General features: G+C 73.0%; 14 protein-coding genes and 1 riboswitch. Of the genes, 3 read left to right on the top strand and 11 right to left on the bottom strand.

Annotated features, from left to right (window positions below; genetic code table 11):
* The first annotated feature begins 160 nt into the window (after positions 1-160).
* Positions 161-892 (top strand): ZIP family metal transporter, encoded by a 732-nt coding sequence (locus IE274_RS16770; RefSeq protein ID WP_190116589.1) that lies wholly within the window; start codon positions 161-163, stop codon positions 890-892.
* A gap of 26 nt (positions 893-918) precedes the next feature.
* On the opposite strand, the gene cobI is transcribed toward IE274_RS16770, so the two are convergent.
* From cobI to IE274_RS16735, 7 genes are all read right to left on the bottom strand, one after another.
* On the bottom strand, positions 919-1,674 hold the full coding sequence (gene cobI, locus IE274_RS16765; RefSeq protein ID WP_190116588.1) for a precorrin-2 C(20)-methyltransferase: 756 nt from the start codon (positions 1,672-1,674) through the stop codon (positions 919-921).
* Positions 1,671-3,200: a cobyrinic acid a,c-diamide synthase CobB gene (locus tag IE274_RS16760; protein ID WP_190116587.1), complete on the bottom strand. Its 1,530-nt coding sequence runs from the start codon at positions 3,198-3,200 to the stop codon at positions 1,671-1,673. Before IE274_RS16760 ends, cobI begins: the two co-directional genes overlap by 4 nt.
* Complete coding sequence (gene cobO / locus IE274_RS16755) at positions 3,194-3,802, bottom strand: cob(I)yrinic acid a,c-diamide adenosyltransferase (RefSeq protein ID WP_190116586.1); 609 nt, start codon at positions 3,800-3,802, stop codon at positions 3,194-3,196. The genes IE274_RS16760 and cobO overlap by 7 nt, the downstream gene beginning before the upstream one ends.
* Entirely contained in the window at positions 3,802-5,889 is a 2,088-nt protein-coding gene (locus IE274_RS16750) for a putative cobaltochelatase (protein WP_229909599.1), read from the bottom strand. The genes cobO and IE274_RS16750 overlap by 1 nt, the downstream gene beginning before the upstream one ends.
* Before the next feature lie 127 nt (positions 5,890-6,016).
* Complete coding sequence (gene cobN / locus IE274_RS16745) at positions 6,017-9,721, bottom strand: cobaltochelatase subunit CobN (RefSeq protein WP_190116585.1); 3,705 nt, start codon at positions 9,719-9,721, stop codon at positions 6,017-6,019.
* Positions 9,718-11,226: a cobyric acid synthase gene (locus IE274_RS16740; RefSeq protein ID WP_190116584.1), complete on the bottom strand. Its 1,509-nt coding sequence runs from the start codon at positions 11,224-11,226 to the stop codon at positions 9,718-9,720. Before IE274_RS16740 ends, cobN begins: the two co-directional genes overlap by 4 nt.
* The gene (locus IE274_RS16735) at positions 11,223-12,173 is read right to left on the bottom strand and encodes a cobalamin biosynthesis protein (RefSeq protein ID WP_190116583.1); all 951 of its coding nucleotides are present in this window, start codon (positions 12,171-12,173) and stop codon (positions 11,223-11,225) included. Before IE274_RS16735 ends, IE274_RS16740 begins: the two co-directional genes overlap by 4 nt.
* 122 nt (positions 12,174-12,295) lie before the next feature.
* Positions 12,296-12,447, bottom strand: a riboswitch (cobalamin riboswitch).
* Positions 12,448-12,657: 210 nt separating this feature from the next.
* On the opposite strand from IE274_RS16735, the gene IE274_RS40215 reads away from it, so the two are divergent.
* Entirely contained in the window at positions 12,658-12,867 is a 210-nt protein-coding gene (locus IE274_RS40215; RefSeq protein WP_190116582.1) for a DUF397 domain-containing protein, read from the top strand.
* A gap of 257 nt (positions 12,868-13,124) precedes the next feature.
* On the opposite strand, the gene IE274_RS16725 is transcribed toward IE274_RS40215, so the two are convergent.
* The 4 genes from IE274_RS16725 to IE274_RS16710 form a co-directional block, all read right to left on the bottom strand.
* Entirely contained in the window at positions 13,125-13,715 is a 591-nt protein-coding gene (locus tag IE274_RS16725) for a hypothetical protein (protein WP_190116581.1), read from the bottom strand.
* Positions 13,716-13,758: 43 nt separating this feature from the next.
* Positions 13,759-14,619 carry a helix-turn-helix domain-containing protein gene (locus tag IE274_RS16720; RefSeq protein WP_190116580.1) on the bottom strand — a complete coding sequence of 287 codons (861 nt, stop codon included), beginning with the start codon at positions 14,617-14,619 and terminating at the stop codon, positions 13,759-13,761.
* Between the two features lie 354 nt (positions 14,620-14,973).
* Positions 14,974-15,201: a hypothetical protein gene (locus IE274_RS16715; protein ID WP_190116579.1), complete on the bottom strand. Its 228-nt coding sequence runs from the start codon at positions 15,199-15,201 to the stop codon at positions 14,974-14,976.
* A gap of 12 nt (positions 15,202-15,213) precedes the next feature.
* Positions 15,214-16,500, bottom strand: coding sequence for an inorganic phosphate transporter (locus IE274_RS16710; RefSeq protein WP_190116578.1), 1,287 nt, complete (start codon positions 16,498-16,500; stop codon positions 15,214-15,216).
* Between the two features lie 438 nt (positions 16,501-16,938).
* Between IE274_RS16710 and IE274_RS16705 the strand changes: the two genes are divergently transcribed.
* Positions 16,939-17,640, top strand: coding sequence for a class II aldolase/adducin family protein (locus tag IE274_RS16705; protein ID WP_190116577.1), 702 nt, complete (start codon positions 16,939-16,941; stop codon positions 17,638-17,640).
* The last annotated feature ends 4 nt before the right edge of the window (positions 17,641-17,644 follow it).

The raw sequence follows: 17,644 nt of genomic DNA, 5'->3' as shown, positions 1-17,644 counted from the left end.
TTCCTCTCGTACGGAATGAAACAGGCGGAGTGGGCGAAAGCGAAGGAGATGGGGAAGGGAGGGCGGGGAGCGGCTCGGCCGGGGGGCCGGGGGAGTGGCCGCGGGGCCCGCAGGGCGGGTGCGCGCTGCGCGCGCGGGTTCAATCGGCTAGCAAGAGCGCATGGCGGTGTTCGTGGCGCTCGGCGCGTTCGTGATGACACTCGTCGGCGGCTGGACCGCCGGGCGGGTCACCGACCGGCGCCATCTGGTGCTGGGGCTCGCGGGCGGCCTGATGCTCGGCGTGGTCGGCCTCGATCTGCTGCCCGAGGCCCTGGAGGCGGCCGGCGGCCCGGTCTTCGGGGTGCCCGCGGCGCTGCTCCTGGCCGTCGCGGGCTTCCTGTTCGCGCACGTGGTGGAGCGGCTGCTGGCGCTGCGCAGAGCCGCGCACGGCGGCGCCGAGCACGCCGAAGGACGGGTCCCGCAGGTCGGCCTGACGGCGGCCGCGGCGATGGTCGGCCACAGCGTGATGGACGGGGTGGCGATCGGCGCCGCGTTCCAGGTGGACCAGGGCATGGGGGCGGCCGTGGCGGTCGCCGTGGTCGCGCATGACTTCGCGGACGGCTTCAACACGTACACGATCACCCGGCTGTACGGGAACGCGCGCCGCAAGGCCGTGGCGATGCTGTTCGCGGACGCCGTGGCCCCGGTCGTGGGCGCGGCGACCACGCTGGCCTTCACCATTCCGGAGCAACTGCTCGGCGGGTATCTCGGCTTCTTCGGCGGCGCCCTGCTCTACCTCGCCGCCGCCGAGATCCTGCCCGAGGCCCACCACGACCACCCGGCGCGTTCGACGCTGCTGTGCACGGTGGCGGGGGCGGCGTTCATCTGGCTGGTGGTGGGCCTCGCCGAGTGACCGCGGCCGCCGGGGCGGGGCCGGGCTCACAGTTTCCCGCCCCGCCCGCCCTCGCGCCGTGCGGGCGCGATGAGCGTCGACAGGTACGGCAGCGGCCCGTCACCCAGCTCGGCGGCGCCCCGGATGGACTCCTCGGGCAGCCCGAGCGCCGACCCCCACACGGCCTCCTCGGTCCGCCCCGTCTCCCGCAGCGCCGCCGCGACCTCGTGCGCGAGCCGCCCGAACTTGTACGCCACCACGGTCCCGGGCCCGGCGAGCGCGTCCTTGAGCACGGCGGCCCCGGCGGTCACCGGCACCAACGTCAACGGCTCGGTGCCCTCCGTGAGGACGGCCCCGCTGCGCGCGGCAAGATCCTGCATGGCGGTGATCCCGGGCACCGTCTCGACAGCGACGCCCGGCACCGACTCCGCGACGGTCTGTGCGAGATACGTGAACGTCGAGTACACATTGGGGTCGCCGATCGTCGCGAACGCCACCGTGCCGCGCTCCCGCAGCAGTTCGGCGACCCGCTCCCCGGCCGCGTCCCAGGCCGCCTCGCGCCGCGCCCGGTCGGTGCGCTCGTTCAACGCGAACACGACCCGTACGACCCGCTCCTCCGGGACGTAGTGCAGCACCGTGGCCTCGGCGCGCCCACGCTCACCCGTGTCCATCACCGGCACGACGACGACATCGGCGGCACGCAGCGCGTTCACACCCTTGACGGTCACCAGCTCCGGATCCCCGGGCCCCACCCCGACCCCCACCAGCCTGCTGCCACCGCTGACACCACTGCTGCCGCTCATGCCTTGCACCTCTCCACAAACCGACGGGCGATCCCGGGCTCGGCGGCCCAGTGCGTGTGCAGATAACTCGCGTGCACACCCTGTTGTACGAAACCCTCGACGCGCCGTTCAGGGGCGTGCAGCCCCCAAGCGGGAGCCGCCCCCGCGCCCGGCTCCACCACCGTGCGGTGGAACTCGTGCCCGCGCATCCGTGTGCCCACGCCCGCGAGCACACTGTCCGACACGGCGACGGCCTCGCGATACCCCAACGTCAACCGCTCCGACATCCGCGCCGTCGCGTCGAGCACCCCACACATCGGCTTCCCGTCCAACTCCCGCGCCAGATAGAGCAACCCGGCACACTCGGCAGCAACGGGCGCCCCACTGGCCGCAAGCTCCGCGACGGCTTTCCGCAACGGCTCATTGGCGGACAGCTCCGGCGTGTACACCTCGGGGAACCCGCCGCCGATGACGAGCCCCCGGGTGCCCGGGGGCAGCTCCTCGTCGTGCAGGGGATCGAAGGTCACGACTTCGGCCCCGGCGGCGGCGAGCAACTCGGCGTGCTCCGCGTAGGCGAAGGAGAACGCGGCCCCACCGGCCATGGCGACGACGGGCCGTTCCCGACCGTCCGGCTCGTCCAACGGCTCCTGTCCGTCCGAGGTGCTGATCCCAGCCCGGCCGGCGTTTGAGGACGAGGCGGCAGGCCGATCGGCGGCGGACTGTCCCACCCGCACGGGACCCCCACTCCCGGGGTCCGGGGCGGAGCCCCCACGCGGCGGAGCCGCACATCGATGCAGCCGGGAAGGGGCGGGACCGGGGAAGGCCCCGCAGGGATCCCAAGCCGCACCCGACAACGGCGCCGCCCCCCGAGCCAACGCCAACAACGCCTCCAGGTCGCACCCCTCCCGCACCTGCGAAGCCAACGCAGCCACCGAGGCCAAAGCCTCAGCCCGCCGCTCGGCAACAGGCACAAGACCAAGATGCCGAGAGGGCGCCCGCACCTGCGGAGCCCGCCGCAAGGCGCCGAGCACCGGCACCCCGGACGAGTCCAACGCCTCCCGCAACAACTCCTCGTGCCGCTCCGACCCCACCTTGTTGAGGATCACCCCACCGACCCGGACCTCCGGATCCCACGAGGCGAACCCGTGCACCAGCGCGGCCACGGACCGCGACTGCGACGAGGCGTCGACGACGAGCACGACAGGAGCCCGCAGCAGCTTCGCCACATGCGCGGTGGACGCCAGCTCCCCGTGCCCGGAGGCCCCGTCGTACAGCCCCATCACCCCTTCGACCACGGCCAGATCACAACCGGCGGCACCGTGCGCGAACAACGGAGCGACGAGCTCCGGCCCGCACATGTACGCGTCCAGGTTCCGCCCCGGCCGCCCGGTGGCGAGGGAGTGGTACCCGGGGTCGATGTAGTCGGGCCCGACCTTGTGCGGGGACACGGCGAGCCCGGCCGCCGTGAAGGCGGCCATGAGCCCGGTCGCGACCGTCGTCTTCCCACTCCCGGAAGACGGCGCCGCGACGACCAGACGTGCTACCACTCGATGCCCCGCTGCCCCTTCTGACCGGCGTCCATGGGGTGCTTGACCTTGGACATGTCGGTGACGAGGTCGGCGTACTCCACGAGCTGCTCCGGGGCGTACCGCCCGGTGATCACCACGTGCTGCGTCCCGGGCCGCGCGCGCAGCACGGCGACGACCTCCTCGACGTCGATCCACCCCCAGTGCAGGAGGTAGGCGAACTCGTCCAGCACGTACAGCTGGTACGTCTCGGCGGCGAGGTCCCGCTTGACCTGCTCCCAGCCCTCGCGGGCCTTCTCCTCGTTGCTCTGCTCGCCGGCGGCGGGGGCGCGCTGGATCCACGACCAGCCCTCGCCCATCTTGTGCCAGTCGACGGACCCGCCCTGCTCGCTGGCGCCGAGGACGCGCAGCGCGTTCTCCTCGCCGACCTTCCACTTCGCGGACTTCACGAACTGGAACACCCCGATGGGCCAGCCTTGATTCCAGGCGCGCAGCGCGAGCCCGAAGGCGGCGGTGGACTTGCCCTTGCCGATGCCGGTGTGGACGACGACCAGCGGCCGGTTGCGCCGCTGGCGCGTGGTGAGCCCGTCGTCGGGCACGACACTCGGCTGTCCCTGTGGCATCAGGCGACCCTCCCCATCACACCGCGGGCGGCACGGGTGGCCCGACCGGCACCCGCACCGACCGCGCCGTACGAACCGGACGCGCCTCGCGACGCGCCGCCCTGAACATCCTTCACGAGCCCGGCGATCGAGTCGGCCCGCAGCTCGTCCAACGTCACCGCGGTCCCGCCCAGCTCCCCGGCCAACTGCCCCGCGAGCCCGAGCCGCACCGGCCCCGACTCGCAGTCCACGACGACGGAGGCCTGCCCGTCGGCGGCGAAGAGCCGCGCGGCCCGCCCGGCCTGCGCCACCGGCTCCACGCCCCCGGTGGCCCGCCCGTCGGTCACGACGACCACCAGGGGCCGCCGCGCAGGATCCCGAAGTCGCTCCACCCGCAGCACCTCGTGCGCGCGCAGCAGCCCGGCCGCGAGCGGCGTACGCCCGCCGGTGGGCAGCGTCTCGAGCCGGGCCGCGGCGGCGTCCACGGACGACGTGGGCGGCAACGCCACCTCCGCACCCGTCCCGCGGAACGTCACGAGCCCCACCTTGTCCCGCCGCTGATAGGCGTCGAGCAGCAGCGAGAGCACCGCGCCCTTCACGGCCGTCATCCGCTGCCGCGCCGCCATCGACCCGGACGCGTCCACGACGAACAGCACGAGGTTCCCCTCGCGCCCCTCCCGCGTGGCCTGCCGCAGATCGTCCCGGCGCACCACGAGCCCGCGCCCGGACCGCCCGCGCGCCCGCTGATGGGGCGCCGCGGCCTGCACGGTCGCCGCCAGGTGCAGCTTCGTGAGGGCCCCGCGGGGCCGCCGCGCACCCGTCGTACGACCGTGCTCGGTACGCGCCCGGGAACGCCGCCCGGCCGCACCTTCACCAAGCCCCGGCACGCTCAGGACCTTCGTCCGGAACGGCTCACCGGCGCGCACGGCCTGCTGCTCGCCCGCGCCGCCGCCCTGCGGCTGCCCGTCGTCGGCGGCCTCGGGCTCGGCGGCGGTCCCGCCGTCCCCGGACTGCTCGGGCCCGGAGTCCTGCGGCGGCTGCCCGCCCCCACCGTCCGGCCCCCCGCCGTCGGGGTCTGGGTCGGGCTCGGGATCGTCGTCCCCGAACTCCTCCAGCGTCTCGTCCAGCTTGTCCTCGTCGAGGCCCGGCGCGTCGAACGGATTGCGCCGCCGCCGGTGCGGCAGCGCGAGCAGCGCGGCCTGCCGCACGTCCTCCGCGAGCACGTCCTCGCGCCCGGCCCACGCGGCCAGCGCGGTCGCGGTGCGCGCCATCACGATGTCGGCGCGCATGCCGTCCACCTCGAAGGCCGCGCAGGTCGCCGCGATCTGCCGCAGCGCACCGTCCCCGAGCCGCACCCGCGGCAGCAGCGCACGCGCGGCGACGATCCGGGCCCGTACGACACCCTCCTCGGCACCCCAGCGCGCCGCGAAGGAGTCCGGGTCGTCGTCGTAGGCGAGCCGCCGCCGCACGACCTCCACCCGCTGGTCGGGCTCCCGGGACGCGGCGACCTCGACGGTCAGCCCGAACCGGTCGAGCAACTGCGGCCGCAGTTCCCCCTCTTCGGGGTTCATCGTCCCCACGAGCAGGAACCGCGCCGCATGCCGCACGGACACGCCCTCCCGCTCCACGTACGAGGCGCCCATGGCGGCGGCGTCGAGCAGCAGGTCGACCAAGTGATCGTGCAGCAGGTTCACTTCGTCGACGTACAGAATCCCGCGGTGCGCGTCGGCGAGCAGCCCCGGCTCGAAGGCTTTCACGCCCTCGGCCAGCGCCCGCTCGATGTCGAGCGCCCCCACGAGCCGGTCCTCGGAGGCCCCGACGGGCAGCTCCACCATGCGCGCGGCCCGCGCGACCCCGCCCCCGGCCTCGTGCGGCCCGTCCGGGCAGGCGGGGTCGGGCGCTCCCGGAGCACAGGAGAACCGGCACCCGGCGACCACGTCCACCTCGGGCAGCAGCGCGGAAAGGGCACGTACGGCGGTGGACTTGGCGGTGCCCTTCTCACCGCGTACGAGCACACCGCCCACGGCGGGGGAGACGGCGTTGAGCAACAGGGCGAGCCGCAGGTCGTCTTGGCCGACGAGGGCGGTGAAGGGGTAGGGGGTGCTCACGCGACGACCTCCAGAATTTCAGCCCGTCCGGCGTTTGAGGACGAGCGCGAAGCGCGATGGAAGGGGTCCGGGGCGGAGCCCAGGTTCGGGGAAGGGGCGGGCTTGGGGAGCTCCCAGCCGGGCGCCCTCACTCCGCACTCCCCTCAAGCTGCCCCTCAAGCTCCAAGTACGTGGCCCGCAGCCGCTCCAGCGTCCCCGCGTCCGGCTCCGCCCAGAGCCCCCGCTCGGCCGCCTCGAGCAGCCGCTCGGAAATCCCCCGCAGCGCCCACGGGTTGGACTTCTCCATGAACGCCCGGTTCTCCGGGTCGAACACGTACTCCGCGGACAACTTCTCGTACATCCAGTCGTCGACGACCCCGGCGGTCGCGTCGTACCCGAAGAGGTAGTCCACGGTGGCCGCCATCTCGAAGGCCCCCTTGTACCCGTGCCGCCGCATCGCGGCCATCCACCGGGGATTGACGACCCGGGCCCGGAACACCCGGTGGGTCTCCTCGCCCAGCGTCCGGGTCTTCACCTGGTCCGGCACGGCCGAGTCCCCCACGTACGCCTCGGGCGACTCGCCGGTCAGGTGCCGCACCATGGCGACCATGCCGCCGTGGTACTGGAAGTAGTCGTCGGCGTCGACTAGATCGTGCTCGCGCGTGTCGACGTTCTTCGCCGCGACGGCGATCCGCTTGAACGCCGTCTCCATGTCCCCCCGGGCGGCCCGCCCGTCGAGCCCCCGCCCGTACGCGTAGCCGCCCCACACCGCGTACACCTCGGCCAGATCGGCGTCCGAGCGCCAGTTGCGGGCGTCGATGAGCGGCAGCAGCCCGGCCCCGTAGGCGCCGGGCTTGGAGCCGAAGATGCGGGCGGTGGCGCGCCGCCGGTCGCCGTGTTCGGCGGCGTCCTCGTCGACGTGGGCGCGCACGTAGTTGTCGGCGGCGTCCTCGTCCAGCTCGGCGACGGCGCGGACGGCGTCGTCGATGAGGCCCACGACGTGCGGGAACGCGTCACGGAAGAAGCCGGAGATGCGGACGGTGACGTCGATGCGGGGCCGTCCGAGCTCGGCGACGGGCACGACCTCGAAGCCGGTGACGCGGCGCGACGCGTCGTCCCACACCGGGCGGCATCCGAGCAGCGCCAGGATCTCGGCGATGTCGTCGCCCTGCGTGCGCATGGCGGAGGTGCCCCACACGGTCAGTCCCACGGACTTCGGGTACGCGCCCGTGTCCGCGAGGTAGCGCGCGATCAGTGAGTCCGCGAGGGACTGGCCGACCTCCCAACTCAGCCTGGACGGGATGGCCTTGGGGTCGACGGAGTAGAAGTTGCGGCCGGTCGGCAGCACGTTGACCAGGCCGCGCGTGGGGGAGCCCGAAGGGCCGGCGGGGACGTAGCCGCCGCGCAGGGCGCGCAGGATGTGCCCGATCTCGTCGGTGGTGCGGGCCAGCCGGGGCACGACCTCCTCGCAGGCGAAGCCCAGGACGGCGACGGCGGGCGGCAGTTCGACGCCGACGACGTCGCGGACGAGCCCGCGCACGGCGCCGAGGTCCCAGCCGCGCTCCTCCATGCCCTCGGCGAGCCTCCGGCACAACTGCTCAAGGAGGTCGATGGCGTCGGCGGCGGTCCGCGCGGGCCCGTCGACCAGGGCGGTCAGGCCGTCGGCGACCTTCACGGCGGCGCCCGGCTCACCGAGCAGCTCCTTCTCGTCGAGCCCGAAGTGCTCGGCGAGGCAGGCCCGCAGGCCCGGCAGTGCGTTGGCGGTGCCGCCCCACACCTGGGAGGCCCGCAGGACCGCGAGGACGAGGTTGACGCGGGCCTCGCCGACCGGGCCGCCGCCGAGGATGTGCAGACCGTCGCGGATCTGCACGTCCTTGATCTCGCACAGGTAGCCGTCGATGTGCATCACGAACTCGTCGAACGCGTCGTCGTCCGGCTGGTCGTCGACGTGCAGGTCGTGGTGCAGCTCGGCGGCCTTCACCAGCGTCCAGATCTGCGCCCGCACGGCCGGGGCCTTGACCGGGTCGAGGTCGCTGACCAGCGCGTACTCGTCGAGGAGCTGCTCCAGCTTGGCCAGGTCCCCGTAGGTGTCGGCGCGCGCCATCGGCGGCACCAGGTGGTCCACGACCGTGGCGTGCCCGCGCCGCTTGGCCTGGGTGCCCTCGCCGGGGTCGTTGACGATGAAGGGGTAGACGAGCGGCAGGTCGCCGAGGACGGCGTCCGGCGCGCAGCCGCCGCTGAGCCCGAGGCCCTTGCCGGGCAGCCACTCCATGGTGCCGTGCTTGCCCATGTGCACGATGGCGTCGGCGCCGAAAGTGTTGTCGAGCCAGCGGTACGCGGCCATGTAGTGGTGGGACGGCGGCATGTCCGGGTCGTGGTAGATGGCGATGGGGTTCTCGCCGAAGCCGCGCGGCGGCTGGATCATCACGACGACGTTCCCGAACTGCAGCGAGGCGAGCACGATGTCATCGCCGTCCACGTACAGGCTGCCCGGCGGCTCGCCCCAGGCCTCCAGCATGCCGTCGCGCAGCTCGGGGTCGAGGGTGTCGAACCACGCCTGGTAGTCGGCCAGCGGCACGCGCGCGGGCGCGGCGGCGAGCTGCTCCTCGGTGAGCCACTCGACGTCGTGGCCACCGGCGTTGATGAGGGTGTGGATCAGCTCGTCGCCGTTGTCGGGGTGGCCTTCGACGCCGTAGCCCGCGTCCCGCAGGGCGTCGAGGACGCGTACGGCCGAGGCGGGGGTGTCGAGGCCGACGGCGTTGCCGACGCGGCTGTGCTTGGTCGGGTACGCGGTGAAGACCAGGCCGAGCCGCTTCTCGGCGTTGGGCTTGTGCCTCAACTGCCCGTGCCGTACGGCGATTCCGGCGACGCGGGCGGCCCGCTCGGGGTCGGCGACGTACACGGGGACGTCGTCGGGGCCCTGTTCCTTGAAGCTGAACGGCACGGTGATGACGCGGCCGTCGAACTCGGGGATCGCCACCTGCATGGCGGCGTCCATGGGGGAGAGGGCGGCGTCGGATTCCAGCCAGGCGGCCCGGGACGAGGTGAGGCACAGGCCCTGCAGGACGGGGATGTCGAGGTCGGCGAGCGCGCCGATGTCCCAGGCCTCCTCGTCCGCCCGACTCCCACCACCGCCTTCAACGGAGGTGCCTTGCACCACTGGGTCTTTTCCGCCCGCGCTCGCGTCGGAGGCGTGGGTGCCGCCCGCGGCGAGGACGGTGGCGACGAGGACGTCGGCGTGGCCGAGGATCTCGTACAGGCCGGAGTCGGCGCCGCGCAGCGAACCGCAGTACACGGGAAGGGCGTTGGCGCCCTTGGCCTCGACGGCGTCGCAGAGGGTGTCCACGAACGCGGTGTTCCCCGACAGCTGGTGAGCGCGGTAGAAGAGCACGCCGACGGTCGGGCGCCCCTCGACGTGTGCGCGCTCCCCGTGCACCCCGTACTCGGGCATCTTCCGCGGTTCGGCGAAGCCGTGGCCGGTCAGGAGCACGGTGTCCGACAGGAACCGCTCCAGCTCCACGAAGTTGTCGGGGCCGCCCTCGACGAGGTAGCGCAGCGCTTCCGCGACGACACCGGCGGGCACCGACGAGTCGGCCATCAGCTCGGCGTCCGGCACGGACTCGCCGCCGAGCAGCACGGTCGGGACCCCGGCGGCCTTGAGCGCGGCGAGCCCGTCCTCCCAGGCGCGCTTGCCGCCGAGGAGGCGTACGACGGCGATGTCCGCGCCGTCGAGGAGCGCGGGCAGTTCCTCGCGGACGTCGACGCGGGTCGGGTTGGCGATGCGGTAGAGCGCCGCGGAGGCGCGGGCCGCGAGCAGATCCGTGTCGGCGGTGGACAGCAGCAGGACGGTCATGAGGGTGCCCCCGGTGCGATGAAGGGGAGACCGGACGGAGCGCCGGTCTCGATCAGGCGCAGCAGCGCGCCGGTGTCCGCGTGTTCTTCGATGAGGTCGCCGAGGAGGTCGAGCTGTTCCTCGCGCAGGGCGGCGAAGCTGGTGTCGGGCGCGGGTACGAAGCGGCGGCCCGCGGCGCGCGCCACCTCGGTGAGGAAGCGGCGCCGGAACGCGTCGCTCTCCAGCGAGCCGTGCCAGTGGGTGCCCCACACGGCCCCGGCCCGGCACCCGTCCAAGAAGGGCTCCCCGCCCAGTACCTCGGCGACGCCGTGATGGATCTCGTACCCTTCGACGTGCTCGCCGAGCGCCTCGCCGACGGGCCGGGCCAGGGTCTTCTCGCGCTGGAACGTGACGCGTACGGGCAGCAGGCCGAGCCCGGCCACGGTGCCGGCCCGCGACTCGACGTCGTCCTCGATGCGCTCGCCGAGCACCTGGAAGCCGCCGCAGATCCCGAGGACGGGCCGCCCCTCGGCGGCCCGGCGCGCGAGCGCGTCCGCGAGCCCGCGCTCGCGCAGCCACTGCAGGGCGCGCACGGTCCCGCGCGTGCCTGGTACGACGACGAGGTCCGCGTCGACCAGCTCCTCGGCCCGGTCCACGAACCGCACCACGACGCCGGGTTCGGCGGCCAGCGCGTCCACGTCGGTGAAGTTGGACATCAGCGGCACCGCGCACACGGCGACCCGCAGCACGTCCGCGCCCACCGGCGCCGCCACGACGGACTCCCGCACCGCCCCGCGCAGCGAGACCCGCAGCCCGTCCTCCTCGTCGATGCCGAGCCCGTGCCGGAACGGCAGCACGCCGAACGTGCGCCGCCCGGTGAGGTCGCGCAGCATGTCGAGCCCGGGTTCGAGGAGCGACACATCACCCCGGAACTTGTTGACGAGGAAGCCCGCGACCAGTTCCTGGTCGGCCGGGCTCAGGAGCGCGACGGTCCCGAAGAAGGAGGCGAAGACGCCGCCGCGGTCGATGTCCCCGACCACGACGACCGGGAAGCGGGCGGCCCGCGCGATCCCCATGTTCACGATGTCGGTACGCCGGAGGTTGATCTCGGCGGGACTCCCCGCCCCTTCACAGATCACGGCGTCATACGTGCCCCGAAGCTCTTCCAGGCATCCCACGACGGTGTCGAGCAGCGCCTCCTGCCGCCCCCCGTGATAGCCCCGGGCGCTCATCTCGCCCACGGGCTTCCCCATGAGCACGACCTGACTGGACCGGTCGCTCCCCGGCTTGAGCAGCACCGGATTCATCAACGCACTGGGCTCGACCCGGGCGGCCTGCGCCTGCATGGCCTGCGCCCGCCCGATCTCGGCCCCTTCCCGCGTGACGAACGAGTTCAGCGACATGTTCTGCGCCTTGAACGGCGCGACGGAAACACCCTTGCGGGAGAGCCACCGACAGATCCCGGCGGTCACCACGCTCTTCCCGGCGTCGGAGGTGGTCCCGGCGACCAGTAGTCCACCGCTCACGCGAACCGCCTCCGCTGCTTGGTCCGTGCGACATCCACGGCAACCGCGACTCCCAGAGCAAGCCACCCCACCCGCCGGGACAACGTCACGGCCCGCTCGATGTCCCGCACGCCGACGGCCCGCCCCGCACCGTTGAGGACAGGCCGGTGCTCCACCCGTCCCCCGTACGAAAGGCTCCCCCCGAGCCGCACCCCCAACGCCCCCGCGAAGGAGGCCTCGACAACGCCCGCGTTGGGGCTCGGGTGCTTCGCGGCGTCGCCGCGCCAGGCCCGCACGGCCCCCCGAGGGGAACCTCCCGCGGCCACGGCGAGCGCGGCGGTGAGCCGCGCCCCCGGCCACCCGAGGACGTCGTCCAACCGGGCGGACGCCCACCCGTACCGCAGATGGCGCGGGGACCTGTGCCCGACCATCGCGTCGAGCGTGTTGACGGCCCGGAACCCGAGCAGCCCCGGCACACCCCCGACGGCACCCCACACCAGGGCCCCCACGACGGCGTCGGACGTGTTCTCGGCGACGGACTCCACGACGGCCCGGGCGATCCCGTCGGCGTCGAGGGCGGCGGGATCCCGCCCGCACAGATGAGGCAACCGCTCCCGGGCGACGTCCACGTCCCCCGCGGCGAGCGCGCCCCCGATGGCCCGGGCCTCCCGCCCGAGGGAGGTCCCCCCGACGACGGCCCAGGTGGCGGCGGCGGTCAGCCCGACGGAAGCGGCACGCGAGCGGCGTACCGCGCAAGAGGCGAGCGCACCGGCGCCGACGGCACCCCCGGCGCACACCAGGGCGTGCAGCGCCCCCCACCCCCGGTGGTCACGCCACAGCACCCGCTCGACGGCTCCCGCCGCACGCCCGAACGCGGCGACCGGATGCCCCCGGCGAGGATCGCCGAGCAGCAGGTCACCGAGGAGTCCGGCGGCGGCGCCGTACGCGAAGTCGCGATCGGCACGCATGGGCTCAGCCCGCCGACACGCGGCGGGCGGTTCCGGGACGCGACGGGGCCCTCGACGGAACAGGGGACGGCAACGGGCGGCCGCGCATGGCGATATGTCCTCACTCAGGGTTTCCGCGCCCTGGTTCGACGAGACCGGCGGCGAGAGTTCCTGGCTCCCGGGGATCGCTTCGGATCACCCGGTGACAGTGGCGGGACCGCGCCGGATTCGCACCGGCTTCCTCTCCTGCCGCCGTAAATGGCTCCGGCAGTCCACCATGGCCCGCGACGCCCGTCAACTCGCTGTTGACCTGCGACGGGAGAGTGTGCGGAGGTCCACACGGACGGTTCCGGGGGCCGGTTTACGGCTAGGCGGGAGCAACACCCGCTCGTAAACTTGAACATGACAGCGGAGAGCGGCACAGCGGCACAGCGGAGAGCGGCACAGCCTGCGGACCCGCTCGGGCGACGCCGGCTCTCGCGAGCGCACTGGGCAAGGGGGCGGTGTGGCCGACGCGTACTTACCGGCAGCGCAATGGTTCAAGAGCAGTTACACCGCCACGGCGAGTGGTGAATGTGTGGAAGTGGCCCATCCCGGCGATCGGGTGTGGGTGCGTGACTCCAACCACCGTCACGGAGGGCACCTGGCCGTGACGCCACCGGCGTGGCGTGCGTTTGTGAGGGCGGTGGCCTCGGGGAGAGTCGGGGTGGAGTGACCTGTCCCAGCGTGCGCACGGAAGGCTGGAGACCATGGGGGTTGAGAGCAAGCAGCTTCCACTGAGCAGGCATGCCCCGCCGTCCGGCAGGCGGCTGGTCCTGGTGGCGTACTGCGTGGTCTGCGGCTGCGCCGCCACGCTGGCGGGCGCGCTCGCCTCCCTTCTCGTCGAGGGCGTCCCGCTCCGGCTCGCGGTGTGGCTGACGACGTCCGCCGCCGTGGCGGTCGCCGCCGGGGTCGTGTGGGGCCGGGCGCCGCTCATCCCGCGCCCGCCCGCGGGGCGGGACCGTCCGCGGCCGCCCCGTCGGCCGGGGGGCGGGGCTCGGGCGTAGCGTCGGTGCGCTGCCGACGGCCGTGACGCAGGGCCCGTACGACCCAGCCCACGGCGGCGGTGAGCAGCCCGCAGACGCCGGTGAGCGCGACGGCGAAGTGCCAGGGGCTGATGTCGTAGTGCGCGACGACGCTCCGGCCGATGATCACGGCGGGTGCGATCGCCACCACCACGACGGCCAGGCACAGCGAGACGCAGCCCGTCTTGGCGAGGAAGCTGAGCGTCTGCAGTTCCTGGGAGTGCAGGCTGCGCCGGTGCTCGTGGTCGAGGAGCCGGTCCAGCTCGCGGGCGAACTCGGGGTCCTTCATCCCTTCCCGGATGAGGTCGTTGACGTGGGTGGGGGTGGCGGGTGCCGCGGGGTCCTGGCCCGGCGGCGGGTCCGCATCGCCCGCTCCGTCGGCGCCCGCGGGGGCGGGGACCCCAGGGGCGCCGGGGGAGCCGGGGGAGCCGTCCGGGGCGGCGGCTTGCGGGGCCGTCAGGTGGTGCCACAGCCACCGTGCCAACATGACGACCGACATGGCGCGAGACCTCCCCTCGTCCCGGAACGGACGGCTCCGAGAATCAGCCTGCGAAGCCTTCCCTGACCTCGCTGATCAGGTCGATGGCCTGGCTTCCGCTGTACGCGATCTCCTGCAACTGTTCGAAGCAGTCCTGGAAGTTGGCGACCAGCTCGTAGTTCTCCCGGGTCGCGATGACGGCTTGCGAGAACTCCACGTAGATCAGGTCGTCGTCGTCCTTGAAGCCGAGGAGGGCGAACGGGGTCTGGGTGCTCAGCAGCGCCCCGGCGGTGAACGGCAGCACCTGGAGGGTGGCGTTCGGGTGCTCCGCCACCTCCAGGAGCCGCTGCAATTGGCCGCGCATCACCGCCGGGGTGCCGATCCGGCGGCGCAGCGCCGCCTCGTCCACGACGAAGTGCAGGGTCTCGATCCCGTTGTCCGGGTCGAAGACCCGCTCCTGGCGCGCGGTGCGGAACTCCACCAGGCGGCGGCGCGTGTTCGTGTCGCTGACCTCGGGGGCGGCCAGGGCGTCGGCGTACTCCTCGGTGTGCAGCAGGCCGGGGACGACGATGGGCTGGTAAGTGCGCAGCGAGACCGCCGCCGCCTCGAACCCCAGGTATTCGGAGAACCGGGGGTTGGCGACGTCCGACCACTGCGTCCACCACGACTGGCCCTTCGAGCCCCGCGCGGCGTTGACGAGTTCGGTCACCTGCTCCTCGTCGTCCACGCCGTACTGACGCAGCAGCGCCCGCAGGTCCGTCACCGAGACACTGACCGTGCCCTTCTCGATGCGGTTCAGCTTCGACAGCGACCATTCGAGTTCGTTCGCCGCTTCGCCCTGGGTCTGTCGGGCATCCTCACGGGCCTTGCGCAGGGCGATGCGGAGCTTACGGCGGTTCAGGCTCGGGTCCAGTTCGCTGGGCATGATGCTCCTTCACTACGACCAGGAGTCAGCTCGCCATGAAGCCGTACGAAGGGCAGCGATACGAAGGTATGCCTAACGCAGGCTGGCCCTCCGCCGTGCAGCGCAGCGCAGCCGCTCTGTCTGACATATGTGCGCCCGACCCTAGCAGAGTGCTGCTACCCAGTATGCCACATGTCTAATCGAACGTGAGCGAGTCGCTGCGTGGCCTGATCGTGGATGATCGATAGCGCGTGCCTCCCGCGCCGCCCGCGGGCCTTCCGGCCAGGCGCCGGAACGCCGAAAAGCCCTGCGGGGCGGCCGGTTCGGCCGCCCCGCAGGGCTCTGTGGACGGGGCGCCGCGCGGCACCCGTGCGGTCAGACGACGATCAGATAGATCCCGTACGCGACCGCCGCGGCGCAGAGCGCGAAGCAGGCGTACGCCCCCACGCGTGCCGGTATCGCGGCCGTGCCGCCCCCGGCGGTCCGCGCCTGCTCCTGCTTGGAGAGGCCGACGATGCCGAGGGTGAACAGGCCCACGAGGGCGACGGTCACCACGAGGCTGACTCCGAAGACGGAGCCGAGAGCTGCCCAGTCGATCTTCATGCTGCTGCTTCCTTACACCGTGGCGGGCCGGGCGGAGTCCGCCACGGAGGGGGCGGGCGCTACGTCACCCGTCGTGGTGGTCGTGGGGGCCGAAGGAGTCGCCGTGCTCGCGGCCACCGGGCCCGCCGGGGGCGGGGTGACGGCGGCGATGGCGGTGGTCACGACGCCCGCGGGCTCGGCGGTCCCGGTCGTGCCGATCTCGTCCGCCGTCACGTTCGTGTGGTCGACCGGCTGGCGGCGCGACAGCGACCAGATGACGGCGGAGCCGCCGATCAGGAGCGCGGCCGTGGTGGCGATGCCCCAGGTGCCCTGCTTGGTGAGGAGTTCGGCGCCCGCGCCGACCAGGCCCGCGGCCGGCAGGGTCAGGCCCCATGCCACGAACATCCGCGTCGCCGTGGACCAGCGGACCACGCCGCCCTTGCGGCCGAGGCCCGCGCCCATCACGGCGCCGGAGCAGACCTGGGTGGTGGAGAGCGAGAAGCCGATGTGCGAGGAGGCGAGGATCGCGGTCGCCGCCGACGTCTGCGCCGCGAAGCCCTGCGGCGGCGCCAGCTCGGTGAGGCCCTTGCCCATGGTGCGGATGATGCGCCAGCCGCCCAGGTACGTGCCCATCGCGATGGCGAGTCCGGCCGAGACGATGACCCACATCGGGGGGTTGGCGCCCGGGTTCAGCACGCCGCCGGTGATCAGCGCCAGCGTGATGATGCCCATCGTCTTCTGCGCGTCGTTCGTGCCGTGGGCGAGCGAGACGAGCCCGGCCGAGGCGATCTGCCCGGCGCGGTAGCCCTTCGAGGTCGCCTTCTCGTCCGTACGGCTGCTGATCTTGTACGTCAGCCGGGTGGCGAGCGTCGCCGCGATGCCCGCGACGAGCGGGGCGGCGACCGCGGGGAGCAGCACCTTCGTGACGACCGTGCCGCCGTTCACCGACGACCAGCCCATCGACATCACGGCGGCGCCGATCAGGCCGCCGAACAGGGCGTGGGAGGAACTGGACGGCAGGCCGAGCAGCCAGGTCAGCAGGTTCCAGAGGATCGCGCCCACCAGGGCCGCGAAGATCACTTCGGTCTTCAGGCCGCCTTCATTGATGATGCCGCCGGAGATCGTCTTGGCGACTTCGACGGAGAGGAACGCTCCGACGAGGTTCAGCACGGCGGACATGGCCACCGCCGTCTTGGGCTTGAGAGCGCCGGTCGAGATGGTGGTCGCCATCGCGTTGGCTGTGTCGTGGAAACCGTTCGTGAAATCGAACACGAGAGCGGTAACGATCACGATCCCGAGGAGAAGCGTGATGTGTTCCATTTACCCAGGCTTCTGTTGGACGTCAGTGGCTCGTGGAACGTAGGCAACCTGGATGAACGGAAAGTGAACTGGGCTGGGCCGCATGGTGACTCGATCCGGGTCGCTGTCCCTCCGCGTCCTTCCGGCATACACCCGGTCGGGCGGCAAGGTGATGGCGAGGGCCCTTCGCGGGCCCGGAATTAGGCCGTCCGTGGCCCTTTCGGGTGACCCCTGTTCGAACCGTTGAGCTGGGCTGTCGGCCCGTAGAAGAGATCCTGATCACCCGGCCGCGCCATCGGCTCCGGCACCCGGCCCGAAGGTCTCAAACCTCCAGGCGTGTGGCGGTGCCGTGTTCCAAGGCTCCACGGACTCCCCCCATTCCATTCCATGGCGCGCGTAGACGCCTCGACTCCGCGGCTTCCGGGCCCCCTCGGCCGGGCCCTCTGGGAGGATCACCGCATGACTGAGCAGCGGCACGACACCACGGTGGGCCCGGGGCGCGAGGCGGTCGCGCGGGCCTGGGACGAGCTGGTCGCGACCGCCCGCAGGACCGTGACGGACGGCCTGGTCGTCGGCACCTCCGGCAACGTCTCCGTGCGGGTCGGCGACACCGTCCTGGTCACCCCGAGCGGCGTCCCGTACGACGAGCTGACGCCCGCGGACGTCCTCGGCGTCGGCCTGGACGGCGAGCGGCGCTTCGGCGCCCTCGGCCCCACCAGCGAGCTGCCCATGCACCTGGCGATCTACCGCGCCACCGGCGCCGGTGCCGTCGTCCACACCCACGCCGTGCACGCCACCGCCGTCTCCACCCTCGTCCCGGAACTCCCGCCCATCCACTACATGACCGGCGCCCTCGGCGGCCCCGTCCGGGTCGCCCCCTACGCCCTGTACGGCACCGACGAGTTGGCCGAGCACATGCTCCACGCCCTGCGCGACCGCACGGCCTGCCTCCTCCAGAACCACGGCACGGTCGCCTACGGGGACTCCCTCTCCCAGGCCTTCGACCGCACCGCCCAACTGGAGTGGATGTGCCGCCTGTGGCTCACCGCGACCTCGGTGCCGGGGCACACGCCGAGCATCCTGTCCCCGGACCGGGTCAGCGAGGCGGGGCGGAAGTTGCAGGGGTACGGGCAGCGGCGGGCCGGGGAGAGTACGGGCTGAGGGG

This window comes from Streptomyces flavofungini (genome assembly GCF_014650815.1).
Taxonomy (GTDB): Bacteria; Actinomycetota; Actinomycetes; order Streptomycetales; family Streptomycetaceae; genus Streptomyces; species Streptomyces flavofungini.
This window is presented reverse-complemented; position numbering and strand designations above follow the sequence as displayed.